Source organism: Microbacterium aurantiacum (assembly GCF_031625015.1).
In the GTDB taxonomy this organism is placed as follows: Bacteria; Actinomycetota; Actinomycetes; order Actinomycetales; family Microbacteriaceae; genus Microbacterium; species Microbacterium aurantiacum.
Genome location: NZ_JAHWXH010000002.1, coordinates 147,336 through 168,178 on the forward strand (window position 1 = coordinate 147,336; position 20,843 = coordinate 168,178).

Consider the following 20,843-nt stretch of genomic DNA (forward strand, 5'->3'; position numbering starts at 1 on the left):
AGATCCATGAGCGAGACCGAGCGCAGCGACACCGGCGAGGTGCTGATCGTCACCGGGATGTCGGGGGCGGGACGCTCGACGGCGGCGAACGCGCTCGAGGATCTCGGGTGGTACGTCGTGGACAACCTTCCGCCGCAGATGCTGCGGCCGCTCCTGGAGCTGACGAGCCTCGCCGGAGGCGTCCTCCCTCGTGTGGCGGTCGTGGTGGACGTGCGCGGACGCGATCTGTTCTCCGAGCTCCCGGAAGCGCTGCGGGCACTCCGAGAGCGGCGGGAGATGCGACTGATGTTCCTGGACGCCTCCGACGAGGCGCTGGTGCGTCGATTCGAGGCGGTCCGTCGGCCCCACCCTCTGCAGGGCGAGGGAACGATCGTCGACGGCATCCGCCGCGAGCGCGAACGGCTGGCGGCGGTGCGGGAGAGTGCCGATGTCATCGTCGACACGACGCGGTACAACGTCCACCAACTGGCCACGCGCGTGGTGGAGCTCTTCTCCGATGAAGGCGACGCGCGCCACACCCTGACGATCCTCAGCTTCGGCTTCAAGTACGGCGTGCCCCCGGATGCCGACATGATCGCCGACATGCGGTTCCTCCCCAATCCCTTCTGGGAGGAATCGCTGCGCGCTCTGACCGGAGAGGACGCCGCGGTGCGCGACTACGTCCTCGGACAGCGGGGCGCCGTGGAATTCCTCGATGCGTACGCGGGTGCGCTGGCCCCGGTCCTCGCCGGCTACCAGCGTGAGAACAAGCGTCATTCGGTCATCGCCGTCGGCTGCACCGGAGGCAAGCACCGGTCGGTGGTCATGGCCCGACAGCTCGCCGAGCGACTCGAGACCCTTCCGGGCGTCGCCGTGCGGGTACGGGATCGCGACCTCGGCCGCGAGTGAGCGCGGCGGCAGGATCGGGCGCGCGCGAGTAGGCTGGTCGATCGTCCCCCACCCCTGAACGACGAGGAGCCCCGTGTCGCTGACCGCCGATGTGAAGGCCGAGCTGATCACCGTGCGCGACCCGCGCCCGACGGCCCGGGTCGCCGAACTCACGTCGCTGCTGCGGTTCTCGGGAGGCCTGCACTCCATCGCGAACCGCGTCGCCGTCGAGGCGGAAGTAGACTCCGACGTGCTCGCCCGTCGCACCGCGCGCGACCTCATGGAGATCTACGGTGTGCGCCCAGAGCTAGTGCACGTCCAGGGGTCGGGCGGACGCGGGGGGAGCCACTACGCCGTCCGGGTGATCGAGGGCGGCGAGACGCTCGCCCGCCAGACAGGACTCCTCGATCAACGGCGGCGTCCGGTCCGCGGACTGCCCAACAAGCTCACCACCGGGAACAGGGGGGACTTGGCCGCGATCTGGCGGGGTGCCTTCCTGGCGGCCGGTGCGCTGAGCGAACCCGGTCGGTCGGCGGCGCTCGAGATCACCTGTCCGTCCTCCGAGGCCGCGATGGCGCTCGTCGGTGCGGCGCACCGTCTGGGCATCCCCGCCAAGGCGCGAGAAGTCCGCGGGGTGCCCCGTGTCGTCGTCCGGGAAGGGGAGGGCATCCGTTCCACCCTCGCCGCGATGGGTGCGCGCAAGGCCGCCGAGGAGTGGGACCAGATGCGTCAGCGGCGCGAGGTGCGCGCCGGCGTCAACCGTCTCGTCAACTTCGATGACGCCAATCTGCGCAGGTCCGCCCAGGCCGCCGTCGCCGCGTGCGCGCGTGTGGAGCGGGCCATGGAGATCCTCGGCGATGAGATCCCCGCGCATCTCCGACAGGCCGGAGACCTGCGACTCGCCCACCGTGACGCGTCCCTCGACGAGCTCGGCCACCACGCCGACCCTCCGCTGACGAAGGACGCCGTCGCGGGGCGCATCCGACGACTCCTGGCCATGGCCGACAAGAAGGCCGAGGCGGAGGGCATCCCGGGCACCGAGTCCGCCGTGCCCGCCGGCGTCGAGGACTGACGCATAAACCACGCTTCGGCGGGAAGCAAGTCCCGCCGTGCGCGGTTGGCGCTCAATAGGATGAACCCGTCACCCTCGCGGCGTCGAGGATCGTCGGCGCCGCGCCGATAGGAAGAAGAGAACATGGCGAAGTACACCTTGCCCGACCTCCCCTATGACTTTGCGGCTCTGGAGCCGCACATCAGCGGCAAGATCATGGAGCTGCATCACGACAAGCACCACCAGGCGTACGTGACCGGCGCGAACACCGCGCTCGAGCAGCTCGCGGAGGCCCGTGAGAGCGGGAACCTCGCGAATGTGAACAAGCTCGAGAAGGATCTGGCGTTCAACCTCGGCGGCCACGTCAACCACTCGATCTTCTGGACCAACCTCGCTCCCGCGAACGACGGCGGCGGGGGAGAGCCCGAGGGCGAACTGCGCGCGGCGATCGATGAGTTCTTCGGCGGGTTCGACAAGTTCAAGGCGCACTTCACGGCGGCTGCCACCGGCATCCAGGGCTCGGGTTGGGCGGTGCTGAGCTGGGACCCGATCGGTGAGCAGCTCATCATCCAGCAGCTCTTCGACCAGCAGAGCAACACCGCGCAGGGCACCATCCCGGTGTTCCAGCTCGACATGTGGGAGCACGCCTTCTACCTCGACTACCTCAACGTCAAGGCGGACTACGTCTCCGCGGCCTGGAACATCGCGAACTGGCAGAACGTGGCGCAGCGCCTCGACGCCGCTCGTGGGAAGACCGCGGGCCTGCTGGTACTGTCGTAAACGGTGTGGGCGTCCCGGCGGGATTCCCCGCCGGGACGCCGTTGTCCACTGTCTGAATCGCACCAACCGCGCGCTCGCGCACGACACTTCTCAGGAGAAACTCCGTGGCTGTCAAGATCGGTATCAACGGCTTCGGCCGTATCGGACGCAACTTCCTCCGCGCGGCCCTCGAACAGGGTGCGGACCTGGAGATCGTGGCGGTGAACGACCTCACCGACAACAAGTCCCTCGCGCACCTCCTCAAGTACGACTCCGTCGGCGGACGCCTGTCGGAAGAGGTGTCGTACACCGAGGACTCCATCATCGTCGGCGGCAAGAGCATCAAGGTGTTCGAAGAGCGCGACCCCGCGAACCTCCCCTGGGGCGAGCTCGGCGTCGACATCGTCATCGAGTCGACCGGACGCTTCACCAAGGCTGCGGATGCCGGCAAGCACATCGCGGGCGGCGCCAAGAAGGTCCTCATCTCGGCTCCCGGCACCGACGTCGACGGCACGTTCGTGATGGGTGTCAACGACGGCGAGTACGACCCCGAGACGATGCACATCATCTCCAACGCCTCGTGCACCACGAACTGCCTCGCCCCGCTCGCGAAGGTGTTCAACGACAACTTCGGCATCGAGCGCGGCTTCATGATGACCGCGCACGCGTACACCGCCGACCAGAACCTGCAGGACGGCCCGCACGGTGACCTGCACCGTGCGCGTGCCGCCGCGCTCAACATCGTCCCCGCCGCGACCGGTGCCGCCAAGGCCATCGGCCTCGTGCTGCCCGAACTGAACGGCAAGCTGAGCGGCTCGTCCTACCGCGTTCCGGTTCCCACCGGGTCGATCGTCGACCTCACCATCATCACGCCGACCGAGGGTCTGACCAAGGAGACCATCAACGCCGCGTACGAGAAGGCCGCCGCCGAGGGTGCCCTCGTCGGCTACCTGAAGTACAACACCGACCCGATCGTCTCCACCGACATCGTCCACGACCCGTCGTCCTCCGTCTTCGACGCGGGCCAGACCAACGTCAGCGGCAACCTCGTCAAGGTCTCCGCCTGGTACGACAACGAGTGGGGCTACTCCAACCGTCTGGTCGACCTGACCTCTCTCGTCGCCTCCAAGCTCTGATCGTCATGGCACTGCGCACCCTCGAGTCGCTGGGTTCGCTTGCCGGCAAGCGCGTCATCGTCCGTGCCGACTTCAACGTCCCCCTCAAGGACGGTCGGATCACGGACGATGGCCGCGTGCGGGCGGCGCTTCCGACCCTGAACGCCCTGATCAACGCCGGCGCACGCGTTGTCGTCTGCTCGCACCTCGGTCGGCCCGACGGTGCGCCGGATGCGAAGTACAGCCTGGAACCGGTGGCCCAGCGCCTCTCCGAGCTCCTCGGGTCTCCCGTCGCGTTCGCGCGGGACACCGTGGGCGAGTCGGCGCGTGACGCCGTGGCGGCGCTCGAGGATGGGGATGTCGCCGTCATCGAGAATCTCCGTTTCAACGCCGGAGAGACGGCGAAGGATGACGCCGTGCGTCGTGCCTTCGCCGAGGAGCTCGCCGCGCTCGGCGATGTGCTCGTCTCCGACGGTTTCGGCGTCGTGCACCGCAAGCAGGCCTCGGTCTACGACCTGGCAGAGCTCCTTCCGTCGGCTGCGGGACTCCTCATCGAGAAGGAGGTCGACGTCCTCGACCGCCTGACCGAGAACCCGGAGCGTCCCTACACCGTGGTTCTGGGTGGATCGAAGGTGAGCGACAAGCTCGGCGTCATCGAGCACCTCCTCCCGCGCGTCGATCGCATCCTCGTCGGTGGCGGCATGCTGTTCACCTTCCTCGCCGCGAAAGGCTACCGAGTGGGCTCCAGCCTCCTCGAGAAGGACCAGATCGACACCGTCACCCGGTACATGACCACTGCGGCCGAACGCGGCGTCGAGATCGTCCTCCCGGTCGACGCGGTGATGGCGTCCGCCTTCGCGGCCGACGCCGAACACGTCGTGGCTCCGGCCGACGCGCTGGAGGAGACGGCGTTCGGCGCGTCCGGCCTCGGTCTGGACATCGGTCCGGAAACCGCCCGCATCTTCGCGGACGCGGTCCGGTCGAGCCGCACGGTGTTCTGGAACGGCCCGATGGGCGTGTTCGAGATGCCGGCGTTCGCGGCGGGGACCAAGGCCGTGGCCGAGGCTCTGACCGCGGTGGACGGGCTGTCCGTCGTGGGTGGCGGCGATTCCGCCGCCGCTGTCCGTCAGCTCGGATTCACCGACGACGCCTTCGGTCACATCTCGACCGGCGGCGGCGCCAGCCTCGAGTTCCTCGAGGGCAAGAAGCTCCCCGGACTGGAGGTCCTCGGATGGCAATGACCACACGGATGCCGCTCATCGCGGGCAACTGGAAGATGAACCTGGATCACCTCCAGGCGGTGGCGTTCGTGCAGAAGCTGCACTGGACCCTCAAGGACGCCGGGCACGACCACAGCACCGTCGAGGTGGCCGTGTTCCCGCCCTTCACCGATCTGCGCACGGTCCAGACGCTTCTGGACGCGGACAAGATCCCCTTCGCCCTCGGCGCACAGGACCTGTCCACGCACGACTCGGGGGCCTACACCGGCGAGATCTCGGGTGCCTTCCTGTCGAAGCTGGACGCGCGCTACGTCATCATCGGGCACTCGGAACGGCGCGAGTACCACGCGGAGGGCGATGACGTCGTCGCTGCGAAGGTGCAGGCCGCCCTCCGTCACGGACTCGTCCCCGTCATCTGCGTCGGGGAGACCAGCGAGGATCTCGAGAAGTTCGGCGCCAGCGCCGTTCCCGTGTCCCAGCTGCGTGCGGCCCTCGACGGGGTCGCTGCGGACGCGGACATCGTCGTGGCGTACGAGCCGGTGTGGGCGATCGGCTCCGGCCAGGCTGCGACCCCGGACCAGGCGCAGGATGTCTGCGCGAAGCTCCGCGACGTCGTCGCCGAGGCGTTGGATGCAGATGCGGCCGCGCGCACGCGTGTGCTCTACGGGGGATCGGTGAAGGCGGCGAACATCGCCGGCTTCATGCGGGAACCCGACGTGGACGGAGCCCTGGTCGGCGGCGCGAGTCTGCTGGTCGACGAGTTCTCCTCGATCATCCGTTTCCAGAAACACGTCGGCGTCTGACCCCGCCTATACTGGGAAATCGTGCGCCCCGACGGGCGCGGTGAAAGGCGTAAGTTCCGTGCAGATCCTCGAGTTCGTCCTGCAGGTCATGCTGGGCATCACCAGTCTCCTGTTGACCCTCCTCATCCTGCTCCACAAGGGGCGCGGCGGGGGTCTGTCCGACATGTTCGGCGGGGGCATGACCTCGGCACTCGGCTCGTCCGGGCTCGCGGAGCGCAATCTCAATCGATTCACGATCGTGCTCGCGCTGGTGTGGTTCGTCGCCATCGTCTCGCTCGGGCTCATCACGAAGTTCCAGGGGATCTGATGGCAACCGGAGGAAACGCCATCCGCGGTACGCGGGTGGGTGCGGGCCCCATGGGGGAGCAGGATCACGGCTTCCACGCCGATCGCGTCGCGGTGTCCTACTGGGATGCGCTCGGCAACGAGACGGTGCGGTACTTCGCCGCGGGTATCCCCGACGAGGAGATCCCGGAGACGATCGATTCGCCGCACTCCGGTCTCCCCGCCGGTCGCGACAAGGACAACCCGCCTGCATTGGCCAAGACCGAACCGTACAAGACGCATCTCGCGTACGTGAAGGAGCGCCGCACCGAAGAGGAAGCCGAGGCTCTCCTCGACGACGCGCTCGCGCAGCTGCGGGATCGCCGCGGTCAAGACTGACCCGCTCAGCGTGAACGAAAGAGCCGGATCCGCCCTGGAGGCGGGTCCGGCTCTGTCATTCACTCGCGATCGATGAGTTCCGGCGGGACGTTGCCCGCGGCATCCTCGTCGACGAAGAACATGGTCTGTTTGCGGCCCTTGGCACCGGCCGCGGGAACGCTCGCGTAACTCGCGCCGGCCAGCGCCAGGCCGAGGGCGGACGCCTTATCGGTGCCGGCGAGGACCATCCACACGCGCTGGGCGCTGTTGATGACGGGGCGCGTCATGCTCACGCGCTCGGACGGAGGCTTGGGGGAGTCGCGGACGGCGACGACAGCGCGATCCGTGACCCGGATCTCCGACCGGTCGGGGAAGAGTGATGCGATGTGGCCGTCGGGTCCGACACCCAGGAAGCAGATGTCGAACGCCGGCCACGCGGCGTTCTCCGAGCCGAATCGCGCGAGTTCGGCCGCGTACGCGTCTGCGGCATCGTCGAGTCGGATCCCGCTGTCCGCCGCGGCGATCGCGTGGATGTTCGCGTCCGGCATCGGAAGGGAGTCCAGGAGCGCCTCACGCGCCTGGGTCTCGTTCCGATCGGCATGTCCGCGGTCGAGGTAGCGCTCGTCGCTCCACCAGAAGTGAACACGCGACCAGTCGACACGTTCCCGCTTCGGATGCCGTGACACCGCGGCGAGGACGGCCGACCCCATCGAGCCCCCGGTGAGGGAGACATGGGCGATGTCGCTGGACTCGAGCCGCTTGGCGACCTTGCGGAGGAAGCGATCGGCGACGGAGCGGGCGAGGGCCGTCGGGTCCGTGCTGATGATGACGCGCTTCTCGGACCAGACTTCGACCATGCCGCTCATCTCCGTGTTTCGTCCTGCGCCTTCGCGTTACCCGGGGGGCCCAGGAGCTCCCACCCCTCCGTGATCACTCGACCATACAGGACGTCCGGATCGAGACGGCGGAGCTCCTCGGCGAGGCACTCGCGCAGTGTGCGCCGGGGGAAGGCGAGGTCGTGACTCGGCTGCTCGGGCTGGGTGAGGATCGCCACATCCGAGCTGGGTCGCTCCAGGACGATGTCCCCGCTGTCGCGGTGGAGGCTCACCGACTTGATGCCGTGCGGCCACTCTTCGGCGGGCAGGTACGCCCAGTCCACCGGGACGTCCAGAGCCAGACGGAGCCACGCCGCGAGGAGCGCGGTGGACGGCGAATCAGCGGCGCCGCGCACGGTCACCGCAGTCACGGGCTCGTACGGAGGCTGATCGAGGATCGCCGCGAGCTGCTCCCGCCAGCGGGTGAGGCGGGTCCACGAGAGGTCGGTGTCTCCCGGCGCGTAGGAGGCCCCGAGCCCCGCGACCCACGCAGTGGGATCGGGCTTCGTCGCGGCATCCGTGATGCGGCGCTGGGCGATGCGGCCGATGGACGTCTTCGCCGTGACCGGCGGGGTCTCATCGGGCCACCAGACCACGACCGGTGCGTCGGGGAGGAGAAGGCCGGTCACGAGCGACTCCAGGGGTGCGCGCCCCGCCTCGCCGACCACGTGCAACGTGACGACCTCGCTCGCGCCGGCATCGCCGCCCACCCGGATCTGGGCGTTCAGGCAGGAGTCGGTCTGGGCGCCGTCGCCGATCATCAGGACGATCACGCGCATCGGATGCTCGCGGGAGGCGTCGTTCGCCGCTTCGATCACGGCTTCCTCGGCGCCGAGTCGGGTGATGATGATGAGGGTCAGGACGCGCCCGAGCGCGACCGCGCCACCCTCCTCCCGGACGCTCACGAGCGCCCGGGAGATCTTGCTCACGGTGGTGTCGGGAAGATCGACGATCACGGGCGCCTCCAGATGCGTCCATCGCGGGCGAGCATCTCGTCCGCGGAATCGGGGCCCCACGAACCGGGGGCGTACTGCTCGAGGGGGCCGCCCTGCTCCGCCCAGAACTGCTCGATGGGGTCGAGGATCTTCCAGGAGAGCTCGACTTCTTCGTGGCGCGGGAACAGCGGCGGGTCTCCGAGCAGGACGTCGAGGATGAGACGTTCGTACGCTTCGGGGCTCGCCTCGGTGAACGCGTGGCCGTACCCGAAGTCCATCGTCACGTCCCGCACCTGCGCGCCCGCGCCGGGGACCTTGGACCCGAAGCGGATGGTGACGCCCTCGTCGGGCTGGACGCGGATGACGAGGGCGTTCTGCCCCTGCCCCGACGTCTGGCTCCGCGGGAAGAGCATCTCCGGTGCGCGCTTGAAGACCACGGCGATCTCCGTGACGCGTCGCCCGAGGCGCTTCCCGGTGCGCAGGTAGAAGGGGACGCCTTCCCAGCGCCGCGTGTTGATCTCGAGGGTGATCGCGGCGTACGTCTCCGTCGGGGACTGGGGGTTCATCCCGTCCTCTTCCAGGAAACCGAGGACCTTCTCGCCGCCCTGCCAGCCGCCGGCGTACTGACCGCGCGCGGTCGAACGCGCCAGGTCGTCCGGAAGCGTGACCGCTGCGAGGACCTTCTCCTTCTCGGCGCGGAGATCCTTCGCGTCGAAGGAGATCGGCTCCTCCATCGCCGTCAGGGCGAGGAGCTGCAGCAGGTGGTTCTGGATGACGTCGCGCGCGGCGCCGATGCCGTCGTAGTAGCCCGCCCGTCCGCCGACGCCGATGTCCTCGGCCATCGTGATCTGGACGTGGTCCACGTAGTTGCGGTTCCAGATCGGCTCGTAGAGTTCGTTGGCGAAGCGCAGCGCGAGGATGTTCTGCACCGTCTCCTTGCCGAGGTAGTGGTCGATCCGGAAGATCGAGTCGGTCGGGAACGCCGACCGGAGGGCGTCGTTGAGCTCTCGCGCCGAGGCGAGGTCGTGCCCGAAGGGCTTCTCGATGACGACGCGGCGCCAGCGCTCCGGGCTGTCGGCGGTGTCGTCGACGAGGCCCGAGGCCTTCAGCTGCTCCGCGACCTGCGGGAAGTCTTTAGGCGGGATCGACAGGTAGAACGCGTGGTTGCCCATCGTCCCGCGCTCGGTGTCGAGCTTCTGGACGGTTTCGCGGAGGCGCCGGAACGCGTCGGGGTCGCCGAACTCGCCCGAGACGAAACGGATCCCCTGCAGGAGCTGCTGCCAGGTCTCCTCGCGGAACTCCGTGCGCGCGTTCTGCCGGACGGCGTCGTAGACGACCTTCGCGAAGTCCTGATCCTCCCAGTCGCGACGCGCGAACCCGACGAGCGCGAAGCCCGGCGGGAGGAGGCCGCGATTGGCGAGGTCGTAGACGGCGGGCATGAGCTTCTTCCGCGACAGATCGCCCGTGACGCCGAAGATCACCAGGGCGCTGGGCCCTGCGATGCGATTCAGGCGGCGGTCGTCGGCGGCGCGGAGCGGGTTCTTCCCGCGTGAGATCTCGACGGTCATCGAACTGGAACTCCTACTGTGCCGCTTCGAACAGCGACAGGATCTCGATCTGCGGATCGGTGAGGGTGAGGGTCACGACGGGACGGCCGTGGCCGTCGGCCAGGACACGGGCGTCGCCCGCCGCCTGAGCCGCGATGAGCTCGCCGAAGGTGAACGGCAGCCCGGGGATCTCGAGGTCGACGTCCGTGGCCTCCAGGATCTGCAAGAACACGCCGTTGGCCGGACCGCCCTTGTGGTACTGCCCCGTGGAGTGCAGGAACCGCGGCCCCCAGCCGAAGGTCGTGGGCCGCGCCGCATCGGCGGCGACGAGCTCGCGCAGTCCCTGAAGATGCGGCAGGGATGTCCGGTCGACGTACGCCTGGACCGAGACGTAGCCGCCCTGCGGGATCTCGGCCCACAGCGCGTCCAGCACGCCGGCGATGGTGCCGGATGCCGCGAGCGCGGGGTCCGACACGCGGACCTCCACTCCGTCGACGGTGAACGCCGGCGCCGTGGGTGCGGGCCGGTCGCGCAGCAGGGCGCGTGCGGCGGTCTTCGCCGACTCGACGTCGGGCTGGTCGAACGGGTTGATCCCCAGCATCCGTCCGGCGATCGCAGTGGCGTACTCCCACACGACGAACTGGGCGCCGAGGGATCCGCTGATGAGGATCTCGCCGGGATGGTGCTCGAACAGATGGAACCGGCGCGCCTCGTCGACCAGGCGCACGATCTGAAGATCCTCCGGGGTCGCCTCGACCTCGGGCGAGACGGGGAGGAGGACCACCGGGAGGATGCCGGTGCCGTCCTTCCCGGTCGACTCCGCGACGAGCTGCTCGATCCAGTCCGGCAGGCCGACGATGTGCGTGCCGTCGGTGACGAGCCCGAGCTTGTCTCGGCGCGGGTCGCCGCCGGCCAGCGCCGCGGCGAGGACGAGGGAGGGGTTGTCCGGACTGTCGATCGCGACTTCGAGCAGGGTCGCCTCGGCTTCGTCGAGGAGACCGGCGATGTCTGCACCCGCGAGTCCCGCCGGAACGAGCCCGAACGCGGTCAACGCCGAGTACCGGCCGCCGACGGTCGGGTCGGCGTGGAAGACGGTGTAGCCGTCGGCCCGGGCCGCGGCATCGAGCGGCGAACCCGGGTCGGTGACGACGACGATGCGCTCGGCGGGGTCGATGCCGAGGTCGCGGAACGCCGCCTCGAACGCGCGCTTCGCGGCATCCGTCTCCACCGTGCCGCCGGACTTCGACGACACCACGAGCACGGTGTGCTCGAGTCCGCCGGATTCCGCGTCGCCGTCGATCGCCGACAGCACCTGCGCCGGCGAGGTCGAGTCGAGGACGACCAACGGCACGTGCGCGGTCCGGGTGATGACCTCGGGTGCCAGCGAGGAGCCGCCCATGCCGGCCAGGACGACGCGCGTCACGCCGCGAGCGATGAGTCCCTCGCGCAGGGCGAGGATCTCTCCGACCAGCGGACGGGAGACGGAGACGGCCTGCAGCCATCCGAGTCGCTCGGAGGCCTCGGCCTCGGCCGCCGGGCCCCACAGCGACGAATCGCCCGCCGTGAGGCCCGACGCCACCAGCTCGGACACGAGGATGGGCAGTGTCGCGTCGACGACCGCCTTCACGTGTCCGCTCAGGTGGAGGTCGAAGGTCATGCGGATGTCTCCTGGGCGGAGCGCAGCGCCTCCGTGACGGTCTGCTGGAGCTCGTGCCAGGAGGCGATGAACTTCTCCACGCCTTCGTCCTCGAGCAGCTGGGTCACCTCGACGAGGTCGATCCCCGCTGCGGCGAGGCGGTCGAAGACCTCGTGTGCGTCGCCGTAGTTGCCGGTGATGGTGTCGCCGGTGATCTCCGCGTGGTCGAACGTGGCCTCGAGCGTCTTCTCGGGCATGGTGTTGACCGTGCCCGGCGCGACCAGCTCGGTCACGTAGAGGGTGTCCGGGAGCGCCGGGTCCTTGACGCCGGTGGATGCCCACAGCGGACGCTGGAGGTTCGCGCCGGCGTTGACCAGCGCCTGGGCGCGGCCGGTGGCGAACTCCTTCTGGAAGAGCTCGAACGCCAGACGGGCGTTGGCGACACCGGCCTTGGACTTCAGCTGCTCGGCGTCGCCGCCGATCGCCGTGAGGCGCTTGTCGACCTCGGTGTCCACCCGCGAGACGAAGAACGACGCCACCGAGTGGATGCCGGCGAGGTCGTGCCCGGCGGCCTGGGCCTGCTCGAGTCCGGTCAGGTACGCGTCGATGACCTCGGCGTAGCGCTCCAGGCTGAAGATCAGCGTGACGTTGACCGAGATGCCCTGTGCGATCACCGCGGTGATCGCCGGGAGGCCGGCCTTCGTGGCGGGGATCTTGATGAGAGCGTTGGGGCGGTCGACGCGCTCCCACAGCTGAACGGCCTGGTCGACCGTGGCGGCGGTGTCGTGGGCGAGATCGGGGGAGACCTCGATCGACACCCGTCCGTCCACTCCGCCGGTGGCGTCGTAGACGGGGCGGAAGATGTCCGCCGCCTCACGCACGTCGTCGGTGGTGATCTCGAAGATGGCCTGATCGGCCACGGCACCGCGAGCGGCGAGCGAGGCGACCTGCTCCTCGTAGGCAGCGCCCTGCGACAGGGCCGTGGCGAAAATCGTCGGGTTGGTCGTGACGCCACTGACGTTGCGGCTGGTGATGAGCTCGGTCAGGTTGCCGGACGTGATGCGCTCACGTGAGAGGTCGTCGAGCCAGATGCTGACGCCCGCTGCGGCGAGCTGTTCGGTGGGGGTGCTCATGCGTTCTCCTGGATCGTTTCGCGAGCCGCCGCGACGACGGCCTCGGCGGTGATGCCGAACTTCTGGAAAAGGGTCTTGTAGTCGGCGCTCGCTCCGAAGTGCTCGATGGAGACGGAGCGTCCGGTGTCGCCGACGATGTCGCGCCAGCTGAGGGCGAGTCCGGCTTCGACCGAGACGCGCGCCTTCACGGCACGGGGCAGCACGCTCTCGCGGTACGCCTCGTCCTGCTCGGCGAACCATTCCAGCGACGGTGCCGACACGACGCGGGCGTTGACACCCTCTTCGGCCAGCGTCGCGCGGGCTTCGACGGCCAACTGCACCTCGGACCCGGTGGCGACGAGGATGACGTCGGGGCTGCCGTTCGGCGCCTCCGCGAGGACGTACGCGCCCTTGGCGGTCAGCTCTGCGCTGGCGAACACCTCACCCGAGGCGTCTCCGTCACCGCGCTCGAACACCGGGATGTTCTGGCGGGTCAGCGCGAGACCGCCGGGGCCCTCGTTCCGACGCAGGAGTTCGAGCCATGCCACCGCGGTCTCGTTGGCGTCCGCGGGACGCACCACCGTGAAGTTCGGGATGGCGCGCAGCGACGCGAGCTGCTCGATCGGCTGGTGGGTGGGTCCGTCTTCACCCAGCGCGACGGAGTCGTGCGTCCAGACGAAGAGGCTCGGGATGTTCATCAGCGCGGCCAGGCGCACCGCGGGGCGCATGTAGTCGCTGAAGATCAGGAACGTCCCGCCGAAGGCGCGCGTCGGGCCGTGCAGCACGATCCCGTTGACGATCGCGCCCATGGCGTGCTCGCGGATGCCGAAGTGGAGCACGCGGCCGTAGGGGTCGCCGGACCACTCGTGGGTCGACCACTGGGCGGGGATGAACGACTTCGCCGACTTGATGGTGGTGAGGTTGGATTCGGCCAGGTCCGCCGATCCGCCCCAGAGCTCGGGAAGGACCTCGGCGAGGGCGTTGAGCACCACGCCGGAGGCGGCACGGGTCGAGACGTCCTTGCCCGATTCGAACGAAGGAAGCGCGGCGGCGACGTCCGCCGGCAGCTCGCGAGCCTCGAGCCGGTCCCACAGCGCCTTGCGCTCCGGGTTGGCGTCGGCCCACGCGTCCCACTTCTGCTGCCACTCCGCACGCGCCTCGGCGGCGCGCTCGGCGAGGGCGCGGGTGTGAGCGATCACATCGTCGGCGACGACGAAGGACTGCTCGGGATCGAAGCCGAGCACCTCCTTGGTCGCCTTGAGCTCGTCCGCGCCGAGCGCCGAACCGTGGATCTTGCCGGTGTTCTGCTTGCCCGGGGACGGCCAGCCGATGATCGTGCGCAGGATGATGAGGGAGGGCTTGTCGGTCTCGCCCTTGGCCGCCTCGATCGCGGCATGGAGCTCGGCGACGTCTTCGACGTACTCGCCGGTGCGCTTCCAGTCCACGGTCTGCACGTGCCAGCCGTAGGCCTCGTACCGCGCGGCGACGTCCTCGGTGTAGGCGACGTTCGTGTCGTCCTCGATCGAGATCTGGTTGGAGTCGTAGATCGCCACGAGGTTGCCGAGCTGCTGGTGACCGGCGAGGCTCGAGGCCTCGCTCGTCACACCCTCCTGCAGGTCGCCGTCACCGGCGATCACGTAGACGTGGTGGTCGAACGGCGAGGTGCCGGCCGCCGCCTCCGGGTCGAAGAGGCCGCGCTCGAAACGAGCCGCGTAAGCGAATCCGACGGCCGAGGCGAGGCCCTGGCCGAGCGGTCCGGTGGTGATCTCCACGCCGTCGGTGTGGCCGAACTCGGGGTGTCCCGGCGTCTTCGAGCCCCAGGTGCGCAGGGACTTCAGGTCGTCCAGCTCGAGGCCGAAGCCGCCGAGGTACAGCTGCACGTACTGGGTCAGCGAGGAGTGGCCCGCCGACAGGATGAACCGGTCGCGTCCGGCCCAGTGGACGTCCTTCGGGTCATGGTTCATCACCCGCTGATACAGCAGGTACGCCGCGGGGGCCAGGCTCATCGCCGTTCCCGGGTGCCCGTTGCCCACCTTCTCGACTGCATCCGCAGCGAGGACGCGGGCGGTGTCCACCGCGCGCCGATCGATCTCATCCCAACGCAGTTCCGACACCGGGCCGCCTTTCTCAAAGAGCCGCGCCCGGACGTGGTCGATCCCCGAGAACATTTCCGTGAGGAGATGGAGGATTCGGCGCTGGGCGCGCGTGTGGTCCTCAGCATAGCGAAGGGGTATGCGCCGCCCGTCATGCGTGCCCTCGTATGACGATCGCAGCCGCCGGTCGCCGTGGCGGCATGCCATAGACTTGGGAGGATTTGACTTGCGGTGATTGCGGGGGAGATGGACATCACGTCGACGGTCGGGACGGACGCCACGGTCCGCGCCACGCGCCCCTCTTTCGGTCGCACGGTGCGCGCGTACGTGGCTCTGATGAAGCCCCGCGTGCTCGAGCTGCTGCTGGTGACGACGGTGCCGGTGATGATCCTGGCCCAGGGCGGGCTGCCGAACATCTGGCTCGTCCTGGCGACGGTCATCGGCGGGACGGCGAGCGCCGGCTCCGCGGCGGCGTTCAACATGTACCTCGATCGCGACATCGACGCCCACATGCAGCGGACCGTCAACCGTCCGCTCGTCACGGGCGAGGTGTCGCCCCGCGGCGCTCTGATCTTCGCGTGGTCGCTCGCGGTCTTCTCGACGGTGTGGCTCTGGGCGACGACGAACGCGCTCGCAGCGGCGCTGTCCGCGGGAGCGATCTTCTTCTACGTCGTGATCTACACGATGATCCTGAAGCGCCGCACCGAGCAGAACATCGTCTGGGGCGGGATCGCCGGGTGCTTCCCGGTCGTGATCGGCTGGAGCGCGGTCACAGGTTCGCTCGCGTGGCCGCCGGTCATCCTCTTCGCCCTCGTCTTCCTCTGGACCCCGCCGCACTACTGGCCGCTGTCGATGAAGTACAAGGACCAGTACGAAGAGGTCCAGGTGCCCATGCTCGGAGCGACCCGGGCCGGATCGCAGGTGGGCCTGCAGGTCATCCTGTACGCCTGGGCGACCGTCGCGTGTTCGCTGCTGCTCATCCCCGTCGCCGGCATGGGTGTCGTCTACACGGTCTCCGCCCTCGTGTTCGGCGGATGGTTCATCTACGAGTCCCACCGTCTCTACACGCGCGCGGTCCGAGGGACGGAGCCGCGCCCCATGCGCGTCTTCCACGCGTCGATCACCTACTTGACCCTGTTGTTCGTCGCGATCGCCGTGGACCCGCTGCTTCCCTGGTGACCACCTCACGCAGGATGTGAGGAAGGGCCGGCCATCCATTCGGATGCCCGGCCCTTCCTTGTTCACTGCGTGGAGGTGCCACGCGTCAGCGCGACGTGGAGGCCTTCTCCAGATCGACGTCTTCCGCGGTGGGCGCCTCGCCGGCGTCCGCCGCGCCCGGAGCGACTCCGTCGCGTGCGGCGTCGTCGTCGAGTTCGGCGGCATCCGCGGAGGGGGCCGGCGTCACCGGCTCGTCGGTGACGTCCGCGAGGACGGTGGGCGTCGCGGTGGCCGGTGCGACGTAGGCGGGCGGTGCCGCGACGCCGGCGTGCGGGCGGAGCGACGCGGCGGCGGCGACGGCGAGAGCCAGCAGGATGCCGATCACGCCGGCGCCGATGAGGATGGCGCCGAGGACCGCGACGGACTGTCCGACGTAGACCTCGACGCCGGTCGCGGTGCCGTCGTTCAGGGTGGCGGTCATGACGCCGAGCCGGTCGGAGACCAGCCACGCGCCGACGGCCGTGGTCGCGACCGATCCGACGAGGAGCACCCAGAAGGGGATGCTGCGGGCGAGCGGGGGTCTGGTGGTCATGCGTCATCCTCCTGATCGGGCCGTGAGGGGATCACGGCGACGTTTAGTGTGGAGGACGCCCTTCCACCGTTCGTGTGCGTCGTCGATGAATCGGCTGTGAGGGGCGGCGACGGTTCAGGCGTGGACGTCGGCCCGATCGTTCTCCGCGGCACGCGCGTCGACGTCCCCGTGGCCGGACATGGGACGAGAGAGGTGCAGCACGACCGCCGTCATGGCGGCCGCCGTGAGTGCGGCGAGCACCATGTGGATGCCCACGGCGAGGATCGGCAGACCGTTTCTAGCCTGGAACAGTCCGACGGCGATCTGCACCAGTTCCGCCGCCAACAGGGTGATACTCCAGCCCGCGAGGAGCGGAGTCCGGTCGCGCTGACGCCACGCGCCGATCACGAAAGCGACCGTCAGGGCGAAGAGGACGTAGCTGGGCCACGCGTGAATGTGCTCCAGGAGCTCCGCGTCGAATCCGCTGCGGCCGGCATTCGGGTCGCCGGAGTGAGGGCCGGCGCCGGTGGTGAGGATGCCGAAGACGATCGTGACGACGAGGGCGGCGACCGCGCCGCGAGCCGTCCATCGCAGCCACGGCGCCACCGCGGAGACGCGGGGCAGGTCGGGGCGGTTCATCCTGACGAGGAAAGCGGCGGTGATGCAGACCAGACCCACCGACACGACGTAGTGGAAGCCGACGATGAAGGGGTTCAGTCCCGTAAGGACCGTGATGCCGCCGACGAGGGCCTGCGCGACCACTCCGATCAGGACGAGCCAGGCGAGCACCACGAGGTCTCGACGTGTCGGGGTGGTCCGAACGGAGCGCACGGCGGCCGCGATGACCGCGACGAGGAGGATACCGTTCGCGAGAGGGCCGGCCGGGATGTCCAGGGCGATGCCGAGTGCGACGGCGGCACCGGCCCCCACGATTCCGCCGAGCGCGAACCACAGGGTCGGCGGCAGCGCCCGGCGCCCGCCGGTGCGGACGATGATTCCGATCACGACGGCGAGCGCCAGGATGCCCACGAGACCGGTGAGCGTCCGGTTCCCGAACTCGATGACGCCGTGGATCCCCATCTCCGGGGTGGGGACGATCGAATCGGCCGTGCACCGAGGCCACGTGGGGCATCCGAGCCCGGAGCCGGTCAGCCGGACGGCCCCGCCGGTGCCGATGATGAGGACTTCGGCGAGGAACGACAACCATGCGAAAACGCGCAGAGGACCGCCGATCCGCCCCGGCAGTCGACGCGGACGAGGAGTGACGGTCGCGGGCGCGGACATGGGAGGACCTCCTGGGTCGGATGCCGCCGGGCATCCGACGCGGGCCGGAGGGAAGGCGGAACCTGTAGAATCGAGGGGTTCGGTCGCGCGCCGTCGGGCGCAACCCCTTCCGAACAGTTTAGGCGCCGATTCCGACGCCAGGAGAGGGTCCACCCAGCGGCTTTCCCCGCCGGTAACTCCACCGGTGGATCAGGGGGGCCGGAGCGGATGACACCGCCAGACCCGGAGGAGAACGAGACGATGTCTGATGTGCTGATCGACCGCCCAGAGCTTGACGGCCTGGGGGTCTACGAATTCGGCTGGCACGACACCGACGCGGCCGGCGCGGTGGCTCAGCGAGGAATCAACGAGGACGTGGTCCGCGGGATCTCCGCGTTGAAGTCCGAACCCGAATGGATGCTGAAGACCCGGCTCAAGGGCTATCAGCTATTCGGCCGCAAGCCGATGCCGACGTGGGGGGCCGACCTCTCCGCCATCGACTTCGACAACATCAAGTACTTCGTGCGGTCCACGGAGAAGCAGGCCCAGACCTGGGAAGACCTGCCCGAGGACATCAAGAACACCTACGAGCGGCTCGGCATCCCCGAGGCCGAGCGTCAGCGCCTCGTGGCCGGTGTCGCCGCGCAGTACGAGTCGGAGGTCGTCTATCACCAGATTCGCGAGGACCTCGAAGCGCAGGGCGTCATCTTCATGGACACCGACACGGCGCTCCGCGAGCACCCGGAGTTCTTCGAGGAGTACTTCGGAACGGTGATCCCCGCGGGCGACAACAAGTTCGCGGCGTTGAACACCGCCGTGTGGTCGGGCGGGTCCTTCGTGTACGTGCCGCCCGGCGTGCACGTGGACATCCCCCTTCAGGCGTACTTCCGCATCAACACCGAGAACATGGGTCAGTTCGAGCGGACGCTGATCATCGCCGACGAGGGGTCCTACGTCCACTACATCGAGGGCTGCACCGCGCCGATCTACAAGTCGGACTCCCTGCACTCGGCGGTCGTCGAGATCATCGTGAAGAAGAACGCGCGCGTGCGGTACACGACCATCCAGAACTGGTCGAACAACGTCTACAACCTCGTCACCAAGCGCGCCGTCGCCCACGAAGGCGCGACGATGGAGTGGGTCGACGGCAACATCGGCTCCAAGGTGACGATGAAGTATCCGTCGATCTTCCTCATGGGCGAGCACGCCAAGGGCGAGACCCTGTCGGTCGCCTTCGCCGGTCCCGGCCAGCACCAGGATGCCGGCGCCAAGATGATCCACATGGCGCCCTACACGCAGTCCTCGATCGTGTCGAAGTCCATCGCCCGCGGCGGTGGCCGCGCCGGCTACCGCGGCGAGGTCCGCGTCGACGCGAATGCGCACCACAGCGCCAACACGGTGCGGTGCGATGCGCTCCTGGTCGACACGATCTCGCGCTCGGACACCTACCCCGCGATCGACATCCGCGTCGACGACGTGCAGCTGGGACACGAGGCCACGGTCTCGAAGGTCAGCGAGGAGCAGCTCTTCTACCTCATGAGCCGGGGACTCCCCGAGGACGAGGCGATGGCGATGATCGTGCGCGGCTTCATCGAGCCCATCGCACGCGAGTTGCCGATGGAGTACGCCCTCGAACTCAACAAGCTCATCGAGATGGGCATGGAAGGATCCGTCGGCTGATGACGACAGCGACCCAGGCCCCCGCCGCGGCGGAGGGCCACATCGACCCTGCCGCCGCGTTCGTGCCGGTGCAGACCCGCTCCGAGCGGCTGACATCGTTCGCACCGGAGGACTTCGGCGTCCCGACCGGGCGCGAAGTCAACTGGAAGCACACTCCGATCCGTCTTCTCGAAGCGCTCTTCGACGATGTCGCGGGCGAAGAGGGCGCCGTGCGCGTCGGTGCCACGCTCCCCGACGGTGTCGAGAGCGCCGCACTCGAGGTCGGCCAGGCGCCGCGCGGGGAGGTCTTCCGGCCCGAGGATCGCGTCGCCGCCGTGGCCTGGTCGCAGGAGCGGATCGCGCACCTCGTGCGCATCCCCGCCGACACGGTGATCGACACGCCTATCGTCCTCGACATCGAAGGTCAGGGCGGTCGCGCGCACGCGCACATCGTCCTGGAGGCGCTGCCGCATTCGCGCGCCACGGTCCTCCTGCGTCACCGCGGGTCGGCGACGTTGGCCCAGAACGTCGAGATCATCGTCCGCGACGGGGCCGCTCTCGACGTGGTCTCGGTCCAGCAGTGGGCCGACGACGCCGTGCACGCCGCGTCGCACCAGGCACGCGTCGATCGTGACGCGACGCTCCGACACACGGTCGTGAGCCTCGGTGGGGCGCTCGTGCGCGTGAACCCCTCGGTGGAGCTCGCCGGTGCCGGCGCGGACGGACGCCTGTACGGACTGTCGTTCGCGGACGCAGAGCAGCACCTCGAGAGTCAGGTGTACCTCCATCACAAGGGGCCTCACACCGTCGGCGACGTCCTGTACAAGGGGGCGCTCCAGGGCACAAGTGCGCACACGGTGTGGATCGGCGATGTCCTGATCGGTCGCGACGCCGTCGGCACCGACTCCTACGAGGCGAACCGGAACCTCGTCCTGACCGACGGGGCGCGGGCGGACTCGATCCCGAACCTCGAGATCGAGACCGGCGACATCGTCGGCGCCGGACACGCCAGCGCCACGGGGCGCTTCGACGACGAGCAGCTGTTCTACCTGCAGGCCCGCGGCATCTCCGAAGAAGAGGCCCGTCGCCTCGTCGTGCTCGGCTTCCTCGCCGAGATCGTCCAGAAGACCGGCATCCCGTCGCTGGAAGAAGAGCTGATGGCCGCGATCGAGGCAGAGCTGGCCGTGGAGGAGCGGGCATGAGCGCGCAGAAGGTGCTGAATCTCAGCGACCTCGAGCAGGACACCGCGGTGCGGGTCGAGGTCGACGGCGTGCCGATGGCCGTGGTCCTCGACGGTGAAGGAGTCGTCCACGCCATCGGCGACACCTGCACCCACGGCGACATCTCCCTCTCGGACGGTTTCGTCGAGGGCGAGACACTGGAGTGCTGGGCTCACGGCTCGGCGTTCTCGCTCCGCACCGGGCGCCCCCTGAATCTGCCGGCGTACGAGCCGGTCCCCGTTTACGAGGTCACGATCGACGGCGACGATGTGCTCATCGATCCCGCCGTGACCAAAGCAGTCGACTGAAGAAGGTAG

20 protein-coding genes are annotated in these 20,843 nt (G+C 68.9%); 12 read left to right on the forward strand and 8 right to left on the reverse strand.

Annotated elements, in window-relative coordinates; all coding sequences use genetic code 11:
* Positions 1-6 precede the first annotated feature (6 nt).
* The 8 genes from rapZ to KZC50_RS10365 all read left to right on the forward strand — a co-directional run bounded on the left by rapZ (position 7) and on the right by KZC50_RS10365 (position 6,478).
* Positions 7-888, forward strand: coding sequence for an RNase adapter RapZ (gene rapZ, locus KZC50_RS10330; RefSeq protein WP_310891639.1), 882 nt, complete (start codon positions 7-9; stop codon positions 886-888).
* A 73-nt stretch (positions 889-961) separates the two neighbouring features.
* Positions 962-1,939 (forward strand): DNA-binding protein WhiA, encoded by a 978-nt coding sequence (gene whiA, locus KZC50_RS10335; protein ID WP_053547324.1) that lies wholly within the window; start codon positions 962-964, stop codon positions 1,937-1,939.
* Between the two features lie 123 nt (positions 1,940-2,062).
* The gene (locus KZC50_RS10340; RefSeq protein WP_301132417.1) at positions 2,063-2,698 is read left to right on the forward strand and encodes a superoxide dismutase; all 636 of its coding nucleotides are present in this window, start codon (positions 2,063-2,065) and stop codon (positions 2,696-2,698) included.
* Between the two features lie 104 nt (positions 2,699-2,802).
* Positions 2,803-3,813: a type I glyceraldehyde-3-phosphate dehydrogenase gene (gap, locus tag KZC50_RS10345; protein ID WP_236968493.1), complete on the forward strand. Its 1,011-nt coding sequence runs from the start codon at positions 2,803-2,805 to the stop codon at positions 3,811-3,813.
* Positions 3,814-3,818: 5 nt separating this feature from the next.
* On the forward strand, positions 3,819-5,033 hold the full coding sequence (locus KZC50_RS10350; protein ID WP_310891640.1) for a phosphoglycerate kinase: 1,215 nt from the start codon (positions 3,819-3,821) through the stop codon (positions 5,031-5,033).
* Complete coding sequence (gene tpiA, locus KZC50_RS10355) at positions 5,024-5,815, forward strand: triose-phosphate isomerase (protein WP_310891641.1); 792 nt, start codon at positions 5,024-5,026, stop codon at positions 5,813-5,815. The genes KZC50_RS10350 and tpiA overlap by 10 nt, the downstream gene beginning before the upstream one ends.
* 58 nt (positions 5,816-5,873) lie before the next feature.
* The gene (gene secG, locus KZC50_RS10360) at positions 5,874-6,122 is read left to right on the forward strand and encodes a preprotein translocase subunit SecG (protein ID WP_053547329.1); all 249 of its coding nucleotides are present in this window, start codon (positions 5,874-5,876) and stop codon (positions 6,120-6,122) included.
* On the forward strand, positions 6,122-6,478 hold the full coding sequence (locus KZC50_RS10365) for an RNA polymerase-binding protein RbpA (protein WP_236968490.1): 357 nt from the start codon (positions 6,122-6,124) through the stop codon (positions 6,476-6,478). The genes secG and KZC50_RS10365 overlap by 1 nt, the downstream gene beginning before the upstream one ends.
* Before the next feature lie 59 nt (positions 6,479-6,537).
* Here KZC50_RS10365 and pgl read toward each other — a convergent pair whose 3' ends face one another.
* Genes pgl through tkt form a run of 6 tightly spaced genes read right to left on the reverse strand, consistent with a single transcriptional unit; the run spans position 6,538 to position 14,676 of the window.
* Positions 6,538-7,314 carry a 6-phosphogluconolactonase gene (pgl, locus tag KZC50_RS10370; RefSeq protein ID WP_310891642.1) on the reverse strand — a complete coding sequence of 259 codons (777 nt, stop codon included), beginning with the start codon at positions 7,312-7,314 and terminating at the stop codon, positions 6,538-6,540.
* 5 nt (positions 7,315-7,319) lie between these two features.
* Positions 7,320-8,288, reverse strand: coding sequence for a glucose-6-phosphate dehydrogenase assembly protein OpcA (locus KZC50_RS10375; protein WP_310891643.1), 969 nt, complete (start codon positions 8,286-8,288; stop codon positions 7,320-7,322).
* Positions 8,285-9,835: a glucose-6-phosphate dehydrogenase gene (gene zwf / locus KZC50_RS10380; protein ID WP_053547332.1), complete on the reverse strand. Its 1,551-nt coding sequence runs from the start codon at positions 9,833-9,835 to the stop codon at positions 8,285-8,287. The genes KZC50_RS10375 and zwf overlap by 4 nt, the downstream gene beginning before the upstream one ends.
* Before the next feature lie 13 nt (positions 9,836-9,848).
* Positions 9,849-11,471, reverse strand: a complete 1,623-nt coding sequence (locus KZC50_RS10385) for a phosphoglucose isomerase-related protein (RefSeq protein ID WP_310891644.1) — start codon at positions 11,469-11,471, stop codon at positions 9,849-9,851.
* Positions 11,468-12,583, reverse strand: a complete 1,116-nt coding sequence (gene tal / locus KZC50_RS10390) for a transaldolase (RefSeq protein WP_310891645.1) — start codon at positions 12,581-12,583, stop codon at positions 11,468-11,470. Before tal ends, KZC50_RS10385 begins: the two co-directional genes overlap by 4 nt.
* A complete protein-coding gene (gene tkt, locus KZC50_RS10395; RefSeq protein WP_310891646.1) occupies positions 12,580-14,676 on the reverse strand; it encodes a transketolase in 2,097 nt (698 codons plus the stop codon). The genes tal and tkt overlap by 4 nt, the downstream gene beginning before the upstream one ends.
* A 225-nt stretch (positions 14,677-14,901) precedes the next feature.
* Between tkt and KZC50_RS10400 the strand changes: the two genes are divergently transcribed.
* A complete protein-coding gene (locus KZC50_RS10400; RefSeq protein WP_310891647.1) occupies positions 14,902-15,834 on the forward strand; it encodes a heme o synthase in 933 nt (310 codons plus the stop codon).
* Between the two features lie 85 nt (positions 15,835-15,919).
* Here KZC50_RS10400 and KZC50_RS10405 read toward each other — a convergent pair whose 3' ends face one another.
* Together KZC50_RS10405 and KZC50_RS10410 are read right to left on the reverse strand one after the other, a co-directional pair.
* Positions 15,920-16,405 (reverse strand): tetraspanin family protein, encoded by a 486-nt coding sequence (locus KZC50_RS10405; RefSeq protein ID WP_310891648.1) that lies wholly within the window; start codon positions 16,403-16,405, stop codon positions 15,920-15,922.
* Positions 16,406-16,519: 114 nt separating this feature from the next.
* A complete protein-coding gene (locus tag KZC50_RS10410; RefSeq protein WP_310891649.1) occupies positions 16,520-17,668 on the reverse strand; it encodes a COX15/CtaA family protein in 1,149 nt (382 codons plus the stop codon).
* A gap of 240 nt (positions 17,669-17,908) precedes the next feature.
* Here KZC50_RS10410 and sufB point away from each other — a divergent pair, with 240 nt between their 5' ends.
* Genes sufB through KZC50_RS10425 form a run of 3 tightly spaced genes read left to right on the forward strand, consistent with a single transcriptional unit; the run spans position 17,909 to position 20,834 of the window.
* Positions 17,909-19,327 (forward strand): Fe-S cluster assembly protein SufB, encoded by a 1,419-nt coding sequence (gene sufB, locus KZC50_RS10415; protein WP_053547495.1) that lies wholly within the window; start codon positions 17,909-17,911, stop codon positions 19,325-19,327.
* Positions 19,327-20,508 (forward strand): Fe-S cluster assembly protein SufD, encoded by a 1,182-nt coding sequence (sufD, locus tag KZC50_RS10420; protein WP_310891650.1) that lies wholly within the window; start codon positions 19,327-19,329, stop codon positions 20,506-20,508. Before sufB ends, sufD begins: the two co-directional genes overlap by 1 nt.
* Positions 20,505-20,834: a non-heme iron oxygenase ferredoxin subunit gene (locus tag KZC50_RS10425; RefSeq protein ID WP_301132406.1), complete on the forward strand. Its 330-nt coding sequence runs from the start codon at positions 20,505-20,507 to the stop codon at positions 20,832-20,834. The genes sufD and KZC50_RS10425 overlap by 4 nt, the downstream gene beginning before the upstream one ends.
* Positions 20,835-20,843: the final 9 nt, after the last annotated feature.